The organism is Lutibaculum baratangense AMV1 (assembly GCF_000496075.1).
GTDB classification, from domain to species: Bacteria; Pseudomonadota; Alphaproteobacteria; order Rhizobiales; family Tepidamorphaceae; genus Lutibaculum; species Lutibaculum baratangense.
The window spans coordinates 1-22,112 of the sequence record NZ_AWXZ01000013.1; the positions used below are offsets into that span (position 1 = coordinate 1).

Annotated in this window: 15 protein-coding genes and 1 pseudogene; 6 read left to right on the top strand and 10 right to left on the bottom strand. The window is 70.5% G+C overall.

Annotated features, from left to right (window positions below; genetic code table 11):
* Positions 1-43: 43 nt before the first annotated feature.
* Both N177_RS21535 and N177_RS02375 read right to left on the bottom strand, forming a co-directional pair.
* A complete protein-coding gene (locus N177_RS21535; protein ID WP_040485018.1) occupies positions 44-799 on the bottom strand; it encodes a hypothetical protein in 756 nt (251 codons plus the stop codon).
* Positions 763-7,761 carry an apolipoprotein A-IV repeat region-like domain-containing protein gene (locus tag N177_RS02375; protein ID WP_023430623.1) on the bottom strand — a complete coding sequence of 2,333 codons (6,999 nt, stop codon included), beginning with the start codon at positions 7,759-7,761 and terminating at the stop codon, positions 763-765. The genes N177_RS21535 and N177_RS02375 overlap by 37 nt, the downstream gene beginning before the upstream one ends.
* 386 nt (positions 7,762-8,147) lie before the next feature.
* Here N177_RS02375 and N177_RS02385 point away from each other — a divergent pair, with 386 nt between their 5' ends.
* Entirely contained in the window at positions 8,148-8,483 is a 336-nt protein-coding gene (locus N177_RS02385) for an Hpt domain-containing protein (protein ID WP_023430624.1), read from the top strand.
* 111 nt (positions 8,484-8,594) lie between these two features.
* Complete coding sequence (locus tag N177_RS02390; RefSeq protein WP_023430625.1) at positions 8,595-8,915, top strand: 2Fe-2S iron-sulfur cluster-binding protein; 321 nt, start codon at positions 8,595-8,597, stop codon at positions 8,913-8,915.
* A 25-nt stretch (positions 8,916-8,940) separates the two neighbouring features.
* Here the strand turns inward: N177_RS02390 and N177_RS02395 are convergent.
* The 3 genes and pseudogenes from N177_RS02395 to N177_RS02405 all read right to left on the bottom strand — a co-directional run bounded on the left by N177_RS02395 (position 8,941) and on the right by N177_RS02405 (position 12,847).
* Positions 8,941-10,949, bottom strand: a pseudogene (locus N177_RS02395) (ASKHA domain-containing protein).
* A gap of 61 nt (positions 10,950-11,010) precedes the next feature.
* The gene (locus N177_RS02400; RefSeq protein ID WP_023430627.1) at positions 11,011-11,958 is read right to left on the bottom strand and encodes a methyltetrahydrofolate cobalamin methyltransferase; all 948 of its coding nucleotides are present in this window, start codon (positions 11,956-11,958) and stop codon (positions 11,011-11,013) included.
* Between the two features lie 37 nt (positions 11,959-11,995).
* Entirely contained in the window at positions 11,996-12,847 is an 852-nt protein-coding gene (locus tag N177_RS02405) for a methylenetetrahydrofolate reductase (RefSeq protein ID WP_023430628.1), read from the bottom strand.
* Between the two features lie 380 nt (positions 12,848-13,227).
* Between N177_RS02405 and pcaF the strand changes: the two genes are divergently transcribed.
* Positions 13,228-14,430, top strand: a complete 1,203-nt coding sequence (pcaF, locus tag N177_RS02410) for a 3-oxoadipyl-CoA thiolase (RefSeq protein ID WP_023430629.1) — start codon at positions 13,228-13,230, stop codon at positions 14,428-14,430.
* Between the two features lie 217 nt (positions 14,431-14,647).
* Here pcaF and N177_RS02415 read toward each other — a convergent pair whose 3' ends face one another.
* The gene (locus N177_RS02415) at positions 14,648-14,869 is read right to left on the bottom strand and encodes a hypothetical protein (RefSeq protein WP_040485022.1); all 222 of its coding nucleotides are present in this window, start codon (positions 14,867-14,869) and stop codon (positions 14,648-14,650) included.
* Between the two features lie 37 nt (positions 14,870-14,906).
* Positions 14,907-15,611, bottom strand: coding sequence for a corrinoid protein (locus N177_RS02420; RefSeq protein ID WP_023430631.1), 705 nt, complete (start codon positions 15,609-15,611; stop codon positions 14,907-14,909).
* A gap of 230 nt (positions 15,612-15,841) precedes the next feature.
* Between N177_RS02420 and N177_RS02425 the strand changes: the two genes are divergently transcribed.
* The 3 genes from N177_RS02425 (at position 15,842) to N177_RS02435 (ending at position 18,977) form a co-directional block, all read left to right on the top strand.
* Complete coding sequence (locus N177_RS02425; protein WP_023430632.1) at positions 15,842-17,386, top strand: trimethylamine methyltransferase family protein; 1,545 nt, start codon at positions 15,842-15,844, stop codon at positions 17,384-17,386.
* A gap of 32 nt (positions 17,387-17,418) precedes the next feature.
* The gene (locus N177_RS21255) at positions 17,419-18,114 is read left to right on the top strand and encodes a ferredoxin (protein ID WP_023430633.1); all 696 of its coding nucleotides are present in this window, start codon (positions 17,419-17,421) and stop codon (positions 18,112-18,114) included.
* Positions 18,115-18,245: 131 nt separating this feature from the next.
* Positions 18,246-18,977 (top strand): hypothetical protein, encoded by a 732-nt coding sequence (locus N177_RS02435; protein ID WP_040485023.1) that lies wholly within the window; start codon positions 18,246-18,248, stop codon positions 18,975-18,977.
* 4 nt (positions 18,978-18,981) lie between these two features.
* Here N177_RS02435 and bmt read toward each other — a convergent pair whose 3' ends face one another.
* The 3 genes from bmt to betC all read right to left on the bottom strand — a co-directional run bounded on the left by bmt (position 18,982) and on the right by betC (position 22,081).
* Entirely contained in the window at positions 18,982-19,989 is a 1,008-nt protein-coding gene (bmt, locus tag N177_RS02440; protein ID WP_023430635.1) for a betaine--homocysteine S-methyltransferase, read from the bottom strand.
* 224 nt (positions 19,990-20,213) lie between these two features.
* Complete coding sequence (locus N177_RS20890) at positions 20,214-20,483, bottom strand: CopG family ribbon-helix-helix protein (protein WP_023430636.1); 270 nt, start codon at positions 20,481-20,483, stop codon at positions 20,214-20,216.
* 80 nt (positions 20,484-20,563) lie between these two features.
* Entirely contained in the window at positions 20,564-22,081 is a 1,518-nt protein-coding gene (betC, locus tag N177_RS02455) for a choline-sulfatase (RefSeq protein WP_040485046.1), read from the bottom strand.
* Positions 22,082-22,112 lie beyond the last annotated feature (31 nt).

Genomic DNA, 22,112 nt, shown 5'->3' on the forward strand with positions numbered 1-22,112 from the left:
CCATGCCGCCCCTTCACGTCTTGCCTGCCCCTCGTCCGAGGCGTCAGGTCGTGCGGCCGGAGGCCTCACTCAGAAGCGCGTAGACCTTGCTCGGCTCGGAGGTCAGGTACATCTGGCGCAGCACGCCGTCGCGGTCGGTCTTCGACACGAGCGTGGCGAGCTCCTCGAAGCCCGCGACATAGCGGTTGACCGCATCCCGCAGCTCCGGGTCGCGGCGATACTTGCGGCGCACCTCGTCGATCACCCCCCGGTCGCGCTGGGCGTAGAGGCGGCGGATGAAGATGTCCCGCTCGCCGCGCCTGTAGCGGTCGTAGAGGTCCATGAACGCGTTGTCGTCGATCGCCCGCACGATGTCGACGGCGATCGCGTCGAGCGATTCGAGCATCTGGGCGGGCGAGCGCTGCTCCGCAACCGGCGTCGGCGGCCGGCGCGGACCCTGGGTGCGGGGCTCCTCCTCGCCGGCATTCGAGGCGATCGCCAGCACGTCGGAGAGCGACCAGCGATCGTCCTTCCGGCCCGCGGTGCGCGCGGGTGCCTGAGGCTCGGCCGGCGCCGGCTGCTCGCTGCGCCATGTCGGGCGCTCGCGCTCCGGCCGGGCGGGCGCCGGCGCGGCGGCGCGTGCGGGCTGGGCGGGAGCCGCCGGCTTCGGCGCCGGAGCGGGCCTTCCCGGGGCCGCGGGCGTGGAAGTCGCCGCCCGGCGCTGGTCGGGCAGGGCGACGTCGACGGGGTTGGAGTGCCGCGCGACGATCTCGCTGAGGTCGTTCAGCGCCTTGATCTGCTCGGCCACCGCCCGCCGCATCGCCGCGGCGTTCTCCTGCGTCTCGCGCGGCAGCTCGAAGATGCCGCGGCGCAGGTCGCTCCGCGTCGTCTCGAGCTCCTCGGCGATCGCCTTGGCGGTCGCGCGCGAGTCTCGCGGCTCGGCCTACGGCGAAGGCGCTCGGTCGTGCCCTGCAGCAGCGTCGCGATCTCCTGCGTCACGTCCTGGAAGCCGTAGCGCACGGCCTGCGCCGCCCGCTCGCCTTCGGTGCCGGCGGTCGCGCGCATCTGCTCGAGCTGCTCGGTGACGGTGCGCGAGGACTGGTCCGCCGTCTCCTGCAGGAGCTGGCGGATCTCCTCGGTCGCCCGGCGCAGCGCGTCGAACTGCTGGGCGACCGAGCGTGCCGCCATCGCGGAGCGCTGGCTGATCGCCTCGGAGATCTCCTCGGCGCTCGCCCGCACGCGCTCGACCTCCTCGCGCATCTCGCGCGTCGAGGTCGAGGCGCGCTCGACGATCTGCCCGGTGATCTCGTCGGTCGCCTGCCGGATCGCCTCGACCTCGTCGAGCACCGAGCGGGCCGATCGCGCGGCGCGCTCGCCGATCGCTTCCGCGATCTCGTCGGCCCGGTCGCGCAGCCCGTCGAACTCGTAGGCGGCGTTGCGGGCGGCGGCCGCGGCCCGCTTGGCGATCTCCTCGGCGATGTCGTCGGCGCTGGCCCGAACGCCCTCGATCTCCGTCACGAGCGAGCGCGTGGAGGTCTGGAAGCGCTCGGCCATCGCCTCCGCCATCTGGTCGACCGTCTGCTGCACCGCCTGAAGCTCGCGGGACAGCTGGTCCGTCGACTCCGAGGTGCGCTCGCTGATCGTGGCGGAGATCTCGTCTGCGGCGCGGCGCACGGCGGAGAGCTGGTCGTAGAGCTCGCGCGTCGAGCCGGCCGTGCGCTGGCTCACCATCCCGGCCAGGTCGTCGACCGCCTCGTTCAGCTTCTCGAACTCCGAGAACACGCGCGACGTCGCCTGCTGGCTCGAGCGGTCGAGCAGGTCGGCCATCGTGTCCGCCCGCTCGCGCGCCTCGTTCAGGGCCGTCTCGAGCGAGCTCGTGTAGCCGCCGACGATGCGGTCGAACTCGCGGGCGCGCTCGTCGAGGCTCTGCGACAGGGCGTCGAGCCGCGCCCGGCGCGCCTCGATCGTCTCGTCCATCTCCGCGTTGGCGCGCCCGATCGCCTGGACCGTCTCCGTCAGCATCGTCGACTGCTCGCCGAAGCGCCGCGCGAGGTCGCCGGCCTCGCCGAGGACGCGGCCCGAGCTCTCCTCGAGGAGACGCAGCTGCGCCTCCATCGTCCGGCTCGCCTCGCCGGTCCGCTCGGTCGCCTGAACCATGGCGCTGCGGAAGTCCTCGACCCGCCCCGTCAGGCTCGTCTCGATGTTGGAGAGATTATCGGCCGCACCCTCCACGATGTCGCGGAGCGAGCCGTTCTGCTCGCCGAGCCTCGCGAGGATCGTCCCGATATTGGCTGAGACCGCCTCGTTCGTCGTCTCCATCTCCTCGACGAGGGCGCGGCTGCGCGTCTCCATCGTGTCGTAGGCCGACTGGCTCGACGCGGAGATGGCGCGGGCGACCTCGAGGCCCTGCTGGGCGATCGCGCGGGTGATGTCGGCCGCGCGCGAGGACAGGACGCGGTTCACCGTGTCGGCCGTGTTCTCGACGACCTCGGCGATCTCGTCGCGGCGCGAGGTGAGTTCGCTCACGAGGCGGCCGCCGCGCACGGCCAGCGTCTCCTCGATCTCGCCCGAGCGCAGCTCGAGCGCCTCGGTGATCTCCCGGGTGCGCCCGCCGAGCATCTCCGTCAGGCTCCCGCCATGTGCGGCGAGCACCTCTTCGAGGGCTTCCGTCCGGCTCCTGAGGCTCTCGTCGAAGGCCTGGGTGCGGGCCTCGAGCGCCTGCCCGAACAGGCCGCCCCGCTCGTCGAGGAGCCCTTCGAGCGCCTCGATGCGGGTGGCGAGGTTCGTGCGGATCTCCTCGGAGTGCCGCGCGAGGATCGTGTCGAGCGAGGACGCCCCGCCTTCCACGGCCGCGGCGATCTCGCCGGCACGTCCGCCGAGCACGTCCTCGATGCCGGCGACCCGCTCGCCGATCTGGCGGGCGAGGTCGCTGCCGCGCTCGGCGAAGATCCGCTCGACCTCCGACGTCTGCTCGCCCAGCGTCTCGCGGATGAGGTGGGTGCGGTCGGAGAGCAGGCCGCCGAGGGCGTCGGCGCGCTGGCTGAAGATCCGGTCGATCTCTGCCGAACGCTGGCCGAGCGCCTCCTCGATCTCCCGGCTCCGCTCGGCGAGCGCGCCGGTGAAGGCCGTGCCCTGCTCGGCGAAGATCCGCTCGATCTCCTGCGCCCGCTGTGAGAGCGCCGTGCCGATCTCGCCGGCACGCGCCGCGAGCGCCGAAGTGAGGGCCCCGCCGCGTTCGTCGAAGACCTGGCTGATCGCGCCGGAGTGCCGTTCGAGGCTCTCGTCGAACGCCTTCGTGCGCTCGCCGATCATGGCCGTGAGGGCGCTCGCCTGCTCCGAGAGGATCCGTTCGATCTCGGTCGAGCCCTCGCCGAAAGCGGCCGCGATCTCGTTCGTGCGGTCGCCGATCGCGGCGGCGACACGGTCGGTGTGGCCGGCGAACAGGCGCTCCACGTCCTGCGAGCGCTCGCCGATCGTCTCGTCGAATTGGCGGGTCCGCTCCGCGAGCGAGGCCTCGATCGCCTCGGAACGCTCGGTGAGAACGCGCTCGATCTCGGTCGCGCGGCCGGCCAGCGTGCCCTCGAGGCCCTCGATGTTGCGCGCGAGCGTCTGGGCGAGGCCCTGGCCCCGCTCCGCCATCACTCGGTCGATTTCGCCGGCCTGTCCGTCGAAGATCTGGCTCAGCGCCTCGGTGCGCTCGGCGAGCGCGGTCGTCAGCGCGTCGCCGCGGCCGGAGAGCGTCGTCTCGATCGCCTCGACCCGGGCGCCGAGCGCCTCCTCGATCTCGCGGGCGCGGCCCGAGAGCATCTCGGTGATCGACGAGGAGCGCGTGTCGAGCGTCTCTTCGATCTCGCCGAGCCGCTGGCCGAGGGTCGAGTCGATGCGCTGGGCGCGGGTGTCGAGCGACACCTCGATCGCCTGCGCCCGCTCCGACAGCAATTCGTCGATCGAGCGCGTGCGCTCCTCGAGCGACTTCTGCAGCTCCTCGGTCCGGCCGTTGAACATCTTCGTCAGCGCGTCGAGGCGCGTGTCGAGGTTCTCGTGCACCTCCGAGGCGCGCTTGCCGATCGTCTCGGCCAGCTCGCCGCCGCGCACCATGAGCGTCTGCTCGACCTCGCCGAAGCGCTGCGTCAGCTGCTCGTTCACCTCCGCGCTGCGGCCTGCGAGCGTGCTGCCGAGCTCCTCGATGCGCGATCCGATCTCGGAGCCGAAGCCCTCGGCGTGGCGGGCGAGCGCGGCCGCGGCCTTCTCGGCGGCGTCGGAGAAGGACTGCTCGATGGAGCCGCCGCGCTCGGTGATCGTCTCGCCGATCTCGCGCAGGCGCTCGGACAGCGTCTGGTCGACCTCGCGCGCCCGCTCGACGAGAAGCCTCGTGAAGGAGTCCGAGCGCTTCGCGAGCGTCGCCTCGATCGCCGAGCCGCGGTCGTCGAGGAGCTTCTGGATGCCGCTCGTGTGTTCCTCGAAGCGCGCGCCGATGGCCTCGCCCTGGCTCGTCAGCTCCGCTGCCAGTGCGCCCGAGCGGGCGGAGAGGGCGTCGGTGAGCTCGCTCGTCCGGGACGCGAGCAGGTCGTTGATCTGGCTCGTGCGGGCACTGAGCCTGTCGTCGAGTTCGCCCGCGCGCGTGCCGATCGTGTCGGCGAGCCGGCCGACACGGGCGGTGAGCATCGTCTCGACCTCGTCCGCCCGGCCGCCGATCGCCTCGGTCAGCTCGGCCGAACGCGCCGAAAGCGCCTCGGAAAGCTCCGTAGCGCGGTCGGCGAGCGACTGGTCGAGTTCGCCCGTGCGCGTCGCGATCGTCTTCGACAGCTGGCCGACCCGCGCGGCGAGCATCGCGTCGACCTCGAGGCCGCGTCCGGAGATCGTCTCGGTGACCTCCTCGGCCCGCGAGGCGAGCATCTCGGAGATCTCGGTGGTGCGCGCCGCGAGCGCGCCGTCGAGCTCGCCGGACCTCTCGCCGAGCGTTTCGATCAGCGTGCCGACGCGGGTCGAGAGCATCGTCTCGATCGCCTCGCTGCGTGCCGTCAGCGTGCCATCGAGCTCGCTCGTCCGCGCGGCGAGGGCGTCGCCGAGTTCGCCCGAGCGGGCGGCCAGCAGGTCCTTCAGCTCGCTCGTGCGGGCGCTCAGCCGGTCGTTCAGCTCGCCCGACCGGGCGGCGATCATGTCGGAGAGCTGGCCGACGCGGGCGGCGAGCATCGTCTCGACCTCCTCGCTGCGGCCCGCCATGGCGTCCGTGACTTCGGCCGCGCGGGCCGAAAGCGCTTCCAGCACCTCGCTGCTGCCCGCCGACAGGGCCGCGCGGATCTCTTCGGAGCGCGTGCCGAGGCTCGAGGACAGGCCGTCGAGATGCTCGGTCAGCATCCTGTCGAGCGCGTCGCTGCGGGTCGACAGGGTGCTCTCGATCGCCCCGGTCCGGTCCGCGAGCAGGCGCGCCACCTCCTCGCCGCGGCCCGCCATGGCGTCGGCGACCTCGGCCGCGCGGGCCGAAAGCGCCTCGATCACCTCGCTGCTGCCCGACGACAGGGCCGCGCGGATCTCCTCGGAGCGCGTGCCGAGGCTCGAGGACAGGCCGTCGAGATGCTCGGTCAGCATCCGGTCGAGGGCGTCGCTGCGCGAAGACAGGGTCGTCTCGATCGCCCCCGTGCGGTCCGCGAGCAGGCGCGCCACCTCCTCGCTGCGCTCGCCGAGAACGGTGCGGATCTCCTCGGCGCGCGCCTTGAGCTCTTCCGTGACCCGGCCCGACTGCTCGCCGAGCGTCGTCTCGATCTCCGAGAGCCGGCCGGCGAAGAGCTGCTCGAGGCTCTCGCCGTGGCGGCCGAGGATCCGGTCGAGCTCGCCGGAGCGCGTCTCGAGCCGGTCGGCGAGGGCGCCGCCCTTGTCCGTCAGCGCCGTGTCCATGTCGCCGACGGCCGTGGTCAGTCGCCCGCCGACCTCGGCCGAGCGGCTCTCCATCGCGGCCAGGAGCTCCTCGGTCGAGCGGTTGAGGCTCTCCGTCAGGCTCGCGCTGCGCTCGGAGACGGTTCGCTCGACGTCGCTGCCGAGGCGGGTCAGCTCCGAGGCGTACTCCGCCGTGCGGCCGGAGATGCCGGTCGTCAGCTCCTCGCCGGCGGCCGTGAGGCGGCTCAGAATGTCCTCGCCCGTCGCGGCGAGCCGGCCCGTCAGCGCGTCGCCGCGCTCGGCGATCGTCGTCTCCAGACGGGTGCCCGAGGCGTCGAGGCTGGAGGTCAGGCGGGTGCTGTTCTCGGCGATCGCCTCGGAGATGCGGGTGCCGACGCTCGACAGGCGCGTCGTGATCTCCTCGCCCTGGCTCAGGAGCGTGTCCGACAGGCCGGTGCCGGTCGACAGCATCCGGTCGGTGATCTGGCCGCCCTGCGTCACCAGCCGGTCGGTGATGCCGTTGCCGGTCTCCCGCAGGCGCTCCGTCACCTCGTCGGAGCGCGAGGTCAGGCTCTCGACCAGCGCCTCGCCCGTCTCGCGCAGGCGGTCGGAGACGTCCTTCGAGCGCTCGCCGAGCTCGCCCACGAGCATCCGGCCGGTCTCGCGCAGCGTCTGGTTCACGCTGTCGCCCCGCTCGCCCAGATCGCTGACGATGCTCGCGCCCGTCTGCTCGAGCGCGCTGTTGATCTCGTAGCCGCGGTCGGCGAGGAGGTTCGTGACCGTGTGGCTCGTCTCGTTGAGCTGCGTCGTCAGGTCCTGGCCGGTGTCGTTCAGCCGGCGGACGAGCTCGTCGCCGTTGACGGTGAGCGTGCCGATGAAATTGTCGCCGACGGAGTTGAAGGCGTCCGTCAGCTCCTCGCCGCGGCGCGACAGCGTGTGCGAGATCCGTTCGCCCGCCGCGGTGACGGATTCCGTGATCCTGTCGCTCACCGCGCTCAGGTCGGCTGCGAGGTTCTCGTGCGTGCCCTGGATCGCGCCGCGCAGCTTGTCGGCGTTCGTGATGATCTGCTCGCGCTCGTGCGACATCTGCTCGAGCAGGGCGCGCATGCGCAGCTCGTTCTCGTGATAGGCGCGCTCGAGCGAGGACACCTCGCCGTGGATCAGCGCCTCGAGCTCGCCCGCCCGCGCGAGCGCCCGCTCAACCCCGTCGCCCATCGCGGCGACCTCGCGGCGGATCGCCTGGCCGACGGCGACGACCTGGTCCTTCGCGAGCCCTTCCGGCTCGCTGAGCCGGATCGCGGCCTCGGTCAGGGCGCGGCTCGCCAGCCGCAGGTCCTGGGCCCGCCAGTACATGGCGGCGGTGGCGAAGAACAAAAGGACCGGCAGCACGATCCCGGCATGGACCGAGAGGATGCCCGGCTGCGCCCGCAGGACCGAGGCGCTCGTCACCCGCAGGAGGTCGTCGCCGTAGATGCCCCAGCCGAGGACGAAGCCGAGCCCGGCCCACACGGCGGAGAGCAGGAAGGCGACGAGGAAGGGCGTGCGCGAGGGGCGGCGCTGCATCGCGTAGACGACGTGGCCCATGCTCGGCCGGTCGTCGTTCGCGGGCCGCGGGCCCTCGCGGCCCGATGTGCTCGGCTTTGTCGGCGCAGGCGCGCCCGCCGCCGCGTCGGCTGCCGCAGGCGCCGTCTCCGCCTCCGTCTCGCCGGCCTGGCGCGGTGCCCGGCCCGTGTCGCGTGCGGCCTCCACCACCCGCTCGACCGCGCGGTTCACCGTCTCGGTGGCCGCTGCCGCCGGATCGGCGTCCCGTTCCTGGCCTTTTCCGCCCGGATTGCCGCCGAGCGCTTCCTCCAGGGCGGACATCGCCGCCGCGTCCGCGTCGCGAGCCTGGGGTGACTGGTTCGACATCTGATAGCCTCGCGTCCGTACTCGATACTAACCGGGCGCTCGCCCGCCGCCTGCGAGCCGACCCACCGGCCGGCATCTCGTCCGGAGTCCGCCTGCCGACGCAATCGCCCCGGGCCGGCGCTGCCTCTGCACCGGACCAAGGCGAAGCACAAACGAAGCCTCCACCGCGGGTCCAAGGACACTGCGGCAGGAGAATACTATCGGCAAAGATGTGGCGGGGAAACACCCGGACGCCCCTTCGTTAAGACATCGTTAACGACTTTCGCATCGCGGGGTTAACCGCTTCTTTGCGCCTGCGGCGCCACCTTCTCGCCTGAATGCGGAAGCGAGGCGGGATGACCCACCGAAAAGAGCTTGGTTCCACGGGCACGAGCGGGGTCCGTTTCATGTCGTCCAGGTGGCCTGTCGACCTCGAGCACCTTGCGCGCCAGACGGCCGGCGACGTCCAGGTGGAGCGCGAGGCGTTGCATCTCTTCGTCCTGCAGTCGGCCGTCTATCTGAGGCGGCTGCGGGCGGCGATCGCCGAGCGCGACCGTGCGGAGGCGGCCCACACGCTGAAGGGCTCGGCGACCGCCGTCGGCGCCTGGGGCGTCGCGCGACTGTCGGAGGAGCTCGAGGCCTCGCCCGCCCCGGTGCGGCAACTGCCCGACATCCTCGCCGATCTCGAGAGCGAGCTCGAGGAGATCGGCGGCTTCGTCAAGCGCCTCTACACCGAGCACTGAAACGGAAAGGTGGCCGAACTCCCTGACTTGGAACCCTTCCAAGTCGCGGCGCCTTCGCATATAGGGTCGCGGGCCGAAGACATCCCGACGACGATGCGGAGCTTTCGTTCAATGCCCAAGATCGTGTTCATCGAACACAATGGCGACGTGCACGAGGTCGAGGCGGAGGTGGGCTCCACCGTGATGGAGACCGCGATCCGCAACATGGTTCCGGGCATCGAGGCCGAATGCGGCGGCGCGCTGGCCTGCGCCACCTGCCACGTCTATGTCGACGACGCGTGGCGCGAGAAGACCGGCACCGCCTCGGAGATGGAGGAGGACATGCTCGACTTCGCCTTCGAGGTGAAGCCGACGAGCCGCCTGTCCTGCCAGATCAAGATCACCGAAGAGCTCGACGGCCTGACCGTCAGGGTCCCCGAGCGGCAGGGCTGAGCGTCCTGCCGCCGTCGTCCGCCCGTCAGGCGGCGTCGGGTCGCTGGCCGCGTCGGCCGGTGCGCCTGCGGCCGCCCGTCTCGCCCGTCCGGTCGACCTGCCTCGGCTCGGGCAGCTTCACCGCCTGCCTGAGGCGGGGAAGGGGTCGACCTTGTTCGGGAAGGCCATCGCCGCCACGAAGTGCTCCTGGAACTTCGGCTCGAGCGCCGTCTCCAGCTTCTCGATCCGCTTCACGAGATCCTCGATCTCGCTTCGGTAGCCGCGATTCATGAGCGCCATGCGGGCGCCGGTGCCGGCCGCGTTTCCCACGGACGCGACCTTCTCCACGTCGCAATCCGGAATGAGCCCCAGGATCATCGCGTATCTCGGGTCGATATAGTTGCCGAACGCGCCCGCGAGCTTGATCCGGTCGACCCTCTCGACGTCCAGCCGGTTCATGAGGAGCTTGATGCCCGCATAGAGCGCGGCCTTGGCGAGCTGGATCGCGCGCACGTCGCCCTGCGTGATGCGAATCTCGTGGCGGCCGCGCCACAGGACGAAGGTGAAGGTGCGCCGCTCCGGCACGATGCGGTCCGAGCGCTCGGCGAGCCGCCCGTCGATCACGCCGTCCTCGGAGATGATCCCGGCGAGGTACATTTCCGCTATGGCTTCGATGATGCCCGAGCCGCAGATGCCGGTGACGCCGACCTCCTCGAGCCGCTCCTCGAACTCGGGCTCGTCCGACCAGTGATCGTTGCCGATCACCTTCACCTTCGCGACGAGCGTCTCGGGGTCGATGCGCACCCGCTCGATCGCCCCCGGCGCCGCCCGCTGCCCCCAGGTGATCTCGGCGCCCTCGAAGGCCGGGCCCGTCGGCGAGCTCGCCGCGACGATGCGCTCCCTGTTGCCGAGCACGATTTCCGCGTTCGTGCCGATGTCGACGAGGAGCGTCATCTCGTCCGACCGGTGCGGCCCCTCGGCGAGCGTCGCGGCGGCGGCGTCCGCGCCGACATGGCCCGCGATGCAGGGCAGGATATAGATGCGCCCGCCGTGGTTTATGCCGAGCGGCAGGTCGCGGGCGGCCATCGAGATCGCGCCGGAGGCGGCGAGCGCGAAGGGCGCCCCGCCGAGCTCGCGCGGGTCGATGCCCAGCATCAGGTGGTGCATCACCGGGTTGCCGACGAGCACCGCCTCCAGGATGTCCTCCCGCGTTCCTTCCGCGTCGGTGACAACCTTGTCGATCACGCTCTCGATCGCGCCGCGCACCGCATGCGTCAGCGCCGTGAGCCCGTCGGGATTCATCATGAGGTAGGAAACCCGCGACATCAGATCCTCGCCGAACCGGATCTGCGGGTTCGAGGTGCCGGCCGAGGCGATCGTGCGGCCAGACAGCATGTCGGAGAGGTGGCAGGCGATCGTCGTCGAGCCGACGTCGATCGCGACCCCGTAGAGGCGGTCGCGGAAGCCGGGCCAGATCGCGACGACGAGCGGCACGTGGTCGCCCTCGTAGACGGCCACGGTCACCTTCCACTCGCCCTTTCGGAGCGCCGCCTGGACCTGCGGCAGGACGTGGAACTCGATCCTCGGCGCGACGAGCGCCCACTGCGTCTCGAGCGCCCGCAGGAGCCGGTCGGCGTCGCCGAGCGGGTTCTCCATGTCGGGCTCTTCGACCTCGAGATAGTAGAGCCGCGTGACCGGGTTGCGCTCGATCGCCCGCGTCTCGGCGCGCTTGCGCACGAGCTGGCGGTTCGTCTGGCTCTCCGCCGGCACGTCGATGACGAGATCGCCCTGGACCGTAGCCGAGCAGGAGAGCCGCCGGTCGGCCGGCAGGAAGCGCTTCTCGGCATAGCGGAGCTCGGCCTCGCCGACGGGCGAGAGATTGTCCGCCCGGCTGACGATCTTGTGCTTGGCGAAATGGCCCTCGGCGACGCTGACCTGGCATCGGCCGCAGATGCCGCGCCCGCCGCACACGCTCTCGACATACACGCCGAGCTGGCGTGCGGCGTCGAGCACGGGCGTGCCGAGCGGAAAGCGGCCGCGCCGCCCGCTCGGCATGAAGAGGACGAGGGCGTCCTCGAGAAGTTCGGGAGCGTCGCTCAATCGAGCTTCTCCTCGCTCAGACCGCGCGCCGGCGTCCCTCCCGGCCGCCGCGGCGGCGCCCGCCGCTCTCGGCGATCTGCGCCGCGGCCTCGCCGGCCGTCGCGCTCGACTGGTCGCGGTTGTTGCGGATCCAGCTGCGGCAGTCCTTGTCGGTGCCCATCAGCACGTTCGCCGCGCGCACGGCGTCCATCTCCTGGGGGCGGATCGGGTTCATGATGGCGGAGGTCATCCCCGACGCGATCGCCATCGGCAGGAAGGCGGCGTTGATGCCGTGCCGGTTCGGCAGGCCGAACGAGACGTTCGAGGCGCCGCAGGTCGTGTTGACCTTCAGCTCCTCGCGCAGCCGGCGCACGAGGTGGAAGACCTGCAGGCCCGCCGTCGCCATCGCGCCGATCGGCATCACCAGAGGGTCGACGACGATGTCGTGCGGCGCGATGCCGTAGTCGGCGGCGTGGCGGACGATCTTCCGCGCCACCTCGAAGCGCACGTCGGGGTCCTCCGAGATGCCCGACTCGTCATTCGAGATCGCGACGACCGGCACGTCGTACTTCTTGATGAGCGGCAGGATCGCCTCGAGGCGATCCTCCTCGCCCGTCACGGAATTGACGAGCGGGCGGCCCCTGCAGACCTCGAGGCCGGCCGCGAGCGCCGCGGGAACCGAGCTGTCGATCGACAGCGGCACGTCGACGAGCGACTGCACGAGCTCGACCGTCTGGCGCAGCAGCGGCGGCTCGCTCATGTTGGGGTCGACCGCCGTCACGCCTGCGTTCACGTCGAGCACCAGCGCGCCGGCCGCCACCTGGGCGATGGCGTCGGTCTTCACCGTCTCGAAATTGCCCTCGACCATCTCGGCGGCGAGCTTCTTGCGGCCCGTCGGGTTGATGCGCTCGCCGATCACGCAGAAGGGCTGGTCGAAGCCCATCAGGACGGTCTTGGTGGCGGAGGCGAGAACGGTGCGCGTCATGTGGGGCCGGGCCGCTTGTGGAAGGTCTCGGGAAGGCTCAGAAGGCGGCCGAGGCGGGTTGTGCTTCGCTCGTCCAGGTGCCGCGGGCGTGGAGCCAGTCGGAGGTCTTCTTCAGGCCGCCGAACGGGAAGACGTGGAACTGCTTCACGAGGAACTGTTCGTTCGCGGCCGCCTCGCGCTCGAGCGGCTCGACGAGGCCCTCGGGGCTGTAGCTCGTGGCGAGCGTCACGAGCGAGCTCGCGCGCTTCTTGAGGAAGTCGAGCGACGCGCCGACGCCGCACATCGCCGCGTACTTCACGAGCGTCGTGATCTTCGCAGGGCCCGAAACGCCGACATGGATCGGCAGCGTCACGCCCTCGCGGCGAAGGTCCTCGGCCCAGCGGATGTAGCGCTGCGCGTCGAAGCCGAACTGCGTCACGATCCGCATCTCGATGCCGCGGTCGGCGGCCCATTCCTGTTTCCAGAACAGTGCGTCGGCGATCGCCTCGTCGGAGATGTCCGGCGAGCCCTCGGGGTGGCCCGCCACCGCGATGCGCCTGTAGCCCTGGGCTTCGAGGATGCCCGTGCGAAGAACGTCCATCGACGAAGCGAACGGGCCCTCCGGCCGGTCGACGCCGCCGCCGACCACCAGGGCCTCGTCGACGCCGGCTTCGCCCTTCAGGCGCGCCATGCGGTTGGCCAGCGCCGCGGCGCTCGGCAGGCGCCTGGCCGCCACGTGCGGCACCGGAATGTAGCCGAGCTCTTGGAGGCGCGAGGCAGCCGAAACGAAGTCCGGCAATGGCGTCGTGCCGACATCGGTCAGGTAGACCCGCGTGCCGCGCGGGAAGAGCGCCGCGAGCTCCGCCGTGTCGAGAACCTGCTTCGGGGTCGCCTCGATCGATGCGTTCATCCGGGGAGCGGTCGTATCGGCTGCCATGGCGGACACTCACATGTTGCGACCGGCTCGAAAGGCTCGGTCAAAGAAGGAAAACGGGGCCGCCCCTCGCGAGGTTTCGGTGCCGTCTTCCGAGCGTCATCATTGGCGCCGACCGCGGCACGGAGATGGTTTTGCCGCGACGTGCGAGATCCGTTTTGCGACGCGGCGGTGACGCGGCGTCGCTTTCCCGACGGGCGGTGCGGGAATGCCCGTCTGTGCTGGTTTTCCCGAAGAGGCTCCGGGAGGCGTTTACGTTGCTGCGCCGCCGGTCTAGGGAGGTGCGACGAGCCGCGCGGTTCCGTGGGTCCGAAACCCTACGTTGTCGCGCCAGATCCCCTCCAGGAGCTTTCGACATGCGTGAAGCGTTCATCTGCGCCGGCGTGCGCACCCCCGTCGGCCGCTACGGCGGCGCGCTCGCCCTGGTGCGGCCGGACGACATGGGGGCTTTCGTCATCGGCGAGGTGCTGAAGCGCGCGCCGGGCCTGCCGGCCGAGGCGATCGACGACGTGATGATGGGCTGCGCCAACCAGGCGGGCGAGGACAACCGCAACGTCGCGCGCATGGCGGCGCTGCTCGCCGGGCTGCCGCAGTCCGTCACCGGCACCACGATCAACCGTCTCTGCGGCTCGGGCCTCGACGCGGTCGGCCAGGCGGCGCGAGCCATCCGCACCGGCGAGGCCGAGGTGATGATCGCCGGCGGCGTCGAATCGATGTCGCGCGCGCCCTTTGTGATGGGCAAGGCCGAGACGGCCTTCTCGCGCCAGGCCGAGATTCACGACACGACGATCGGCTGGCGCTTCGTCAACCCGAACATGCGGAAGATGTTCGGCACGGACTCCATGCCCGAAACCGGCGAGAACGTCGCGGCGGAGTACGACATCTCGCGCGAGGACCAGGACCTGTTCGCGATGCGCTCGCAGGAGCGCACCGCGCGCGCCCAGAGGAGCGGCCGGCTCGCGAAGGAGATCGCGCCGATCTCGATCCCTCAGCGAAAAGGAGATCCCGTCGTCGTCGGCAGCGACGAGCATCCCCGCGAGACCTCGCTCGAGAAGCTCGCGAAGCTGCCGACGCCGTTCCGCGAGAACGGCACGGTGACGGCCGGCAACGCCTCGGGTGTCAATGACGGCGCCGCCGCGCTCATCCTCGCGTCGGCCCAGGCGGTCGAGAAATACGGCCTCACGCCGCTCGCCCGCGTCGTCGGCATGGCGACGGCCGGCGTGCCGCCGCGCGTCATGGGCGTCGGCCCCGCGCCGGCGACGAGGAAGCTCCTCGACCGGCTCGGCAGGCAGGTCTCCGACGTGGAGATCATGGAGCTCAACGAGGCCTTCGCCTCGCAGGCCCTCGCCGTGCTGCGCGAGCTCGGCCTGCCGGACGACGCCGAGCACGTGAACCCGAACGGCGGCGCGATCGCGATCGGCCACCCGCTCGGCATGTCGGGCGCCCGCCTGACGCTGACCGCCGTCACCGAGATGCAGGAGCGCGGCGCGAAGAACGCGCTGTGCACCATGTGCATCGGCGTCGGCCAGGGCATCGCGCTGATGATGGAAAAGGTGTGAGGGCGGGATTTCTGCGCGGGAGTCATCGCGGGTCGTGAAGCGGTGCCCGCGCACCCAGCCGGGGAGGGCGGGCATCCAAAGACTGCGCCAGCATGTCCCCTGCGGGCTCAGCGCAGGTGCCGCTTCTCCTCGCGGCGCGCCTGGTAGTAGACGAGCGCGCCGATGATCAGCGCGCCGACGGGCGCCATGCTCAGCAGAAGGATCGTCTCGAGATTGCTCATGACGTCAACCCCTTGAGGACTCGTCTCGCCAACAGATGTAGTGCGTAACTGGCAACAAGACAAATCCCGACGCCAAGGCCGAGAACAAGGGCGTCGGCCTTGCTGTTCTCACCATAAGCGACCGAGGACAGTGGCGCGAGGCCGCCGATCGCGAACACGGCGATGGCGAGCCCGTTCAGATAGTTGGCCTGGAGCTTCAGCCTCTCGTTGCCGATCATGGCTCCCCGCCTGAAGTGCCGCCCGTCACGCCCGGCCTCACGCCGTCGCGCTCGCCCTCACATTGTGCGTGCGCGCCATCAGGTCCTTGGCGATCTCGACCGTCACCGCCGCGTCGCGGCAATAGGCGTCGGCGCCGACCGCGGCTCCGAACTCCTCGTTCAAGGGCGCGCCGCCGACCAGCACGATATACTGGTCGCGCAGGCCTTTCTCCTTCAGCGTGTCGATGACGACCTTCATGTAGGGCATCGTCGTCGTCAGCAGCGCCGACATGCCGAGGATCTCCGGCCGATGCTCCTCGAGCGCCTCGAGATAGGCTTCGACCGAGTTGTTGATGCCGATGTCGATCACCTCGAAGCCGGCGCCCTCCATCATCATCGACACGAGGTTCTTGCCGATGTCGTGGATGTCGCCCTTCACCGTGCCGATCACCATCTTGCCCATCTTCGGCGCGCCGGTCTGGGCGAGGAGCGGCCGCAGGATCGACATGCCGGCCTTCATCGCGTTCGCCGAGAGCAGGACCTCCGGCACGAACAGGATGCCGTCTCGGAAGTCGATGCCGACGATGCGCATGCCCTCGACGAGGCCCTCGGTCAGGATCCGGTAGGGCTCCCAGCCACGGTCGAGCAGGATGCGCACCGCCTCCTCGATCTCCTCCTTGAGACCGTCGTAGAGGTCGTCGTGCATCTGGGCGATGAGGTCCTCGTCACCGAGGGTGGAGAGATCGAGTTCGTCGTCAGCCATGGTCTTCGCACGCGCTCCAAAAGCCCCGAGCCATTCCCGCGGAGTATCGTCGAGCCGATGCGGCGCCGATCATCCATCTCCGACGCGCCGCTTATGCATTTGCGACAGATCCGGCATGCGCGCCTGTCGCTTGCGCGTCGCGGGCGTGACGCTGGGAAGACATGGGGCCGGTTGCCGCCCCGCTAGCATCGGCGCCCACTGGACGGTCATGTCAGAGGGAAGGATCCGCCATGGCGGAAGCAGCAGTCTCCGGGCGCCGGCGCGGCGGCGGCGCGGATGCGCGGCGCGAGCGGCGACGGGGCGGCGCGGGCGTCGCGATGCCCCATATCCGGCGCCGCGTGCCGGTCTACGAGGTGCTCGACGGGGAGGGGCTCACTCTCATCGAGAACAATGCCGACAAGGTTCTGGCAGAGATCGGGATCGAGTTCCGCGAGGATCCGGAGGCGCTCGACCTCTGGCGCACGGCCGGCGCGGAGATCGACGGGGAGCGCGTGCGCTTCCCGAAGGGCATGCTGCGCGAGATCCTGAAGACGGCGCCCTCGACCTTCACCCAGCACGCCCGCAACCCCGAGCGCTCGGTCGAGATCGGCGGCAAGTCGACCGTGTTCGCGCCGGTCTACGGGCCGCCCTTCGTGCGCGACCTCGACAAGGGCAGGCGGTACGCGACGATCGAGGACTTCCGCAACTTCGTGAAGCTCGCCTATGTCGCGCCGGCGATCCACCATTCCGGCGGCACGCTGTGCGAGCCGGTCGACCTGCCGGTCAACAAGCGCCATCTCGACATGGTGGCGGCCCACATCCGCTACTCCGACAAGCCCTTCATGGGCTCGGTGACGCATCCCGAGCGGGCGAAGGACTCCGTCGCGATGGCCGAGTTCGTCTTCGGCAAGGAGTTCGTGGACCAGAACTGCGTGCTGATCAACCTGATCAACGCGAACTCGCCGATGGTCTTCGATTCGACCATGCTCGGCGCGCTGAAGGTCTACGCGGCGGCGAACCAGGCGACGGTGATCTCGCCCTTCATCCTCGCCGGCGCCATGTCGCCGGTGACGGTCGCGGGCACGCTGACGCAGATCCTCGCCGAGTCGATGGCCGGCATGGCGCTCACGCAGCTCGTGCGGCCCGGCGCCCCGGTGGTCTTCGGCACCTTCGCGAGCTCGATCTCGATGCAGTCGGGCGCGCCGACCTTCGGCACGCCGGAGCCCTCGCTCGTCCTCTACGGCGCGGCGCAGCTCGCCCGGCGCCTCGGCGTGCCGTTCCGGTCCGGGGGGTCCTTGTGCGGCTCGAAGGTGCCGGACGCGCAGGCCGCCTACGAGAGCGCGCAGACGCTCGCGCCGACGCTGCTCGCCGGCGTGAATTTCTGCCTCCACGCGGCCGGCTGGCTCGAGGGCGGCCTCGTCAGTTCCTACGAGAAGTTCGTCATGGACGCCGACCAGTGCGCCATGATGCAGCGTTTCGCGGAAGGGATCGACCTTTCGGAGAACGGACAGGCGCTCGACGCGATAGAGGAGGTCGGCCCCGGCAGCCACTATCTCGGCGCGGCCCACACGCGGGCGAACTTCGAGACGGCCTTCTACCGCTCGCCGCTGACGGACAACAACTCGTTCGAGCAGTGGGAATCCGAAGGCGGCAAGCGCATCGAGGAGCGCGCGAACGCGCAGTGGAAGTCGTGGCTCGAGGCCTATGAGCAGCCGGCGCTCGACCCCGCGATCGACGAGCAGCTCGAGGACTTCATCCGCACCAAGAAGGACTCGATGCCCGACGCCTTCACTTGAGGGCGCTCCCCGACTCGGGGCAGGGAAGGGGAATGCCGCCACCCGATCCCGCCCCCGCCTGTCGTGACGTCGCAGCAGCGCTCGCCGCGCACGGTCTGTCCGTGCGCGGCGGTTTCGCGCCGCTCGGCGAGGATGTGGTGCCGGAGGCGGCGCCGGGCGTGCCGGCCCGCGCCCTCGTCCTCGTCGGCAACACCGGCGGGGCGATGTGGCGGAACTTCGCGCCCCACATCGACGGCGCGCCGCACCCGCTCGACCGCTGGACGCGCGCCGTCGTCGGGCCGATCGCGGAGGCCTTGGGCGCCCGTGCCGTCTTTCCGTTCGAAGCGCCCCCGCTGCCGTTCCAGCGCTGGGCGAAGCGGGCGGAGGGGCTGTCCTCCTCGCCGCTCGGCCTCCTCGTCCATCCCGTCTACGGGCTGTGGCACGCCTACCGGGCAGCCCTCCTTTTCCCGGTGGAGATCGCCGATCTTCCCACGGTGCCGGCCGAGCCCTCGCCGTGCGAGAGCTGCCGGGAGAGGCCGTGCCTCTCGGCCTGTCCCGTCGGCGCATTCGGGGAAGGAGGCTATGACGTTCCCGCCTGCGCTTCCCGTCTGCGGGCCCCGGGCGGGCACCGGTGCCGCTCCTCGGGATGCCTCGCCCGCGACGCCTGCCCCGTCGGCCGCGAGCACCGCTACCCGCCGGAGCAGGTCGCCTTCCACATGAGCGCCTTCCGCCGGGCGCTCGGGGCATGAGATTCTCGCTCGCACGCCCGCGCCTGCAGAGGCGGCGTAGGAACAGGCGAGAGGCCGGGGCGAAAAAAGAATGGCGGCCGATGCCGAATGGCGAAAGGATCGCCCATTCTGTCGATTCTGGGGGGTATTCGATGGGCTTTTCTCTCTCTCGGGCGGTGCTTCGGCGCGGCCTCGCCACCTTCGCGCTGGCCGCATCCGCGCTGTCCGCCGCCTCGTCGGTGCAGGCGCAGGGTCAGGAGCGGTGGGAGCTGAACGCCGGCCACGAGGTCTGCGTGGTGGGGCTCGGGGCCGAGCCGGTCCTTCCCGGCATCAGCCGGGTGAACGTCGTCGGGGCCTGCGGCGGGGCCTTGCGCAACCTGGCCGGCTACAGTGTCGAGCGCGACGGCCACACGATCATGTTCTATGCGATCTCGGGCGGGACGCCGACGCAGGTCGCCCGCGTCGATCTCGAGCAGCCCGGCGTCTATGTCGGCATGATCGGCGACGGAGACGGCCTGACGATGGTCCAGCAGGGCATGCAGCAGACCGGGCCCGGCCCTTCCGCCGGGCCACGCACATGCGTGCCGTACTACGGAACGAGTGAGTGTGCCGCGCCGCAGGATCTCGGCGTGCCGGCATCGACGAACCAGTTCGCGTACGAGGTCTGGCTGCAGCCGGTCGTGAACCTCAACCTCCGGGCGATGCCGGGGCTCGACGGAGCCAAGATGGGCTCGGTCGAGCGGATCTGCGTCCAGGCGGACGAGTGCCGGCCGCAGACGGACGGCGCGATCTGGTGCTCGATGATGATGGGGTCCGTTCCGGTCTGGTTCCTGAAGCAGGATCGGGCGGCCGTCTATGCGAAGGTGCCGGACGCCTGCGGCTGACCCCTCAGTCCCGGCGCCGGCTGCGCCTCGTGCGCCCGGCCGGCGCCTCGCCGTCATGGGCGTGCTTCATCAGCGTCGGGCCGAGCCGCGCGACGATCTCGTCGATCGTCGGCGGCGGCCCGGGCTCATGACCCGCGAGCGCCTCGGCCATCGCGGCGACATGCCTCGCCGTCGTGCCGCAGCAGCCGCCGACGATCCGCACCCCGCAATCGACCGCCAGCCGCGCATAGTCGGCCATCAGCTCCGGCGTGCCGGAGTATTCGAGGTGGTCGCCGTGCACCTGCGGGATGCCGCAGTTGCCCTTGGCGATCAGCACCGCGCCGGGCGCCGCCTCCCTCATGGCGAGCATCGAGGCGAGGAGGTCCGGCGCGCCGACGCCGCAGTTCCCGCCCATCGCCACCGGCCGCCCCGGCAACTCGGCCCCGAGCGCCGGCACGTCCGTTGGCTTCATGCCCATCATCGTTCGGCCGGCCGTGTCGAATGAGAAGGTGAAGCAGTAGGGCATGTCGACGGCGGCCGCGGCCTCCGCCGCCGCCTTCACCTCCTCGGGCGCCGACATCGTCTCGATCCAGAGAATGTCCGCGCCGCCAGCCTTCAGCCCCTTGGCCTGCTCGGTAAAGGCCGCGACGGCATCGTCATACGTCATCGCGCCCAGCGGCGCGAAGAGCTCGCCCGTCGGCCCCACGGAACCGGCGACGGCGACCGGCCTGCCGGCGGCGTCGGCGACCTCGCGAGCGAGCTCCGCCGCCCGCCGGTTCAGCTCGAACACCCGGTCCTGCATGTCGTGGAGCTTCAGGCGGAAGGCGTTCGCGCCGAAACTGTTCGTCAGGATGATGTCGGAGCCGGCGGCGACGAACTCCGCATGCACCTCCTTCACCCGCTCGGGGTGCTCCGTCAGCCAGAGTTCGGGGGGATCCCCCGACGCCAGTCCGCGGGCGAAGTAGCTCGTGCCGGTCGCGCCGTCCGCCAGCAGCGGGCGGTTCAGAGCGAGGAGGTCGTCGAGGAGGCTCATGTCGGTCGGTCCGGGCGACGGTTGCGGGCGGAAGCCATCAATACCCCGCCTCCCGCTGGTGCCGGAATGCCAGGATCACCACCCGGTCGTCGCTTTCGAGATAGGTGTAGAGGGCGGCGTAGCCGCTTCTGCCGAAAGGGATCACGATTTCCCGCTTTCCGGATCTCGGGCCTCCAGAAAGGTCCGGCAGCGCTCCAGGCCGGCGACCGCAAGCCTCGAAAGAACTAGCTGCGCCACGGCGGCAGCTTCGTCTCCCGGCTCTCCCCCCAGCTCTCGAACCAGGACTCCAGATCCGCGAACTCGAGATGCGTTCCGGTCTGCCGATAGTCCTCGAGCGCGGATTGGGCCTCGGCCAGAAAGCCCTGCCGAGCCTCTTCCCGCTCGAGATACTGCGAGACGGCTTCGCGGAGCAGTTGGTCGGGCTCCACATCCCGCGCCTGGGCAAGCCTGCGGAGGCGGTCCTCGTCGCGGTCCTTCAGCCGAAGCGGGCCCATGCGGCGATCCTCGTTCACGCGATGATACTAGCGCCCGGTGCCGTCGGCGGAAAGCGCCCCGGCTTGCGGAATGCCGCCCCTCACTCCCCGCGCGGGAAACGCTGGCTCTCCTCCACCACGTTCAGGTCCATGTGGTTGCGCATGTAGCGCTCGGACGCCTTCTGCAGCGGCTGGAAGTCCCAGGGGTAGTAGGCGCCGTTCCTGAGCGCCTCGTAGACGACCCAGCGCCGCGCCTGGCTCTCGCGCACCTCGGCGTCGAAGCGCGCCATGTCCCACTGCGTCGCGACCTTCGCCTGGAATCCCCGCACGGTCTCGGCGTGGGCGGGGTCGGCTGCGAGGTTCGTCATCTCCTGCGGGTCGGCCTCGAGGTCGAAGAGCTGCGGCGGGTCGAGCTCGCAGTGGTTGAACTTCCACTTGCCCTCGCGGATCGAGACGATCGGCGCGTAGGAGCCTTCCGCGGCATATTCCATGAACACGGGCTCGGGGCGCTCGTGGCCGTTGACGAGCGGCAGGAGCGAGTGCCCGTCCGTCCACGGCCTGATCTCGCCCATGTCGATGCCGGCGAGGTCGCAGAGCGTCGGGGCCATGTCGATCGTCGAGACCGGCGACTTCACGTGGCGCGGCTCGAGGCCCGGCGCGGAGATCATAAGCGGCACGCGGGCGGAGCCCTCGTAGAAGCTCATCTTGAACCACAGGCCGCGCTCGCCCAGCATGTCGCCGTGGTCGGAGGTGAAGGCGACGATCGTGTTCCCGTCCATCCGCGTGCGCTTCAGGACGTCGAGGATCGAGCCGATCTTCTCGTCGAGATAGGAGAGGTTCGCGAAATAGCCGCGCCGCGCCTTGCGCACGTTCTCCTCGAGGATCTCGAACTTCGTGTAGTCGTTCGCCCTGTAGAGCCGCTGCGAGTGCGGGTCCTGGTCCTCGAACGGGATCGCGCCCACCTCCGGCACCAGGTGCTCAGAGCCCTCGTAGAGGTCCCAGAACCGCCGCCGCGCGACGTAAGGGTCGTGCGGGTGGGTGAAGCTCACCGTCAGGGCCCACGGCCGGTCGTCGCGGCCGCGCGAGAGGTCGTAGAGCTTGCGCTCGGCGTGGTAGGCGACCTCGTCGTCATACTCCATCTGGTTCGTGATCTCGGCGACGCCCGCGCCCGTGACCGAGCCGAGATTGTGGTACCACCAGTCGATCCGCTCGCCGGGCTTCCTGTAGTCGGGCGTCCAGCCGAAATCGGCGGGATAGACGTCGGTCGTCAGCCGCTCCTCGAATCCGTGCAGCTGGTCGGGCCCCACGAAGTGCATCTTGCCCGACAGGCACGTGTGATAGCCCGCCTTGCGCAGATGGTGCGCGTAGGTCGGGATGGCGGAGGGGAACTCCGCGGCGTTGTCATAGACGCCTGTCCGCGAGATTAGCTGTCCGGACATGAAGCAGGCTCGGCCCGGCGCGCAGAGAGGGCTCGCCGTGTAGCTGTTGCCGAAGCGGGTCGAGCGCTCGGCCAGCGCCTTCAGGTGCGGCATGTGCAGGAACCCGGCCGGCCCGTCGGGGAAGAAGGTTCCGTTCGCCTGGTCGACCATCAGGATCAGAATGTTCGGACGCGTCTGCATCTTCATGTCCTCGGACTGGCGGGAAGTGCGC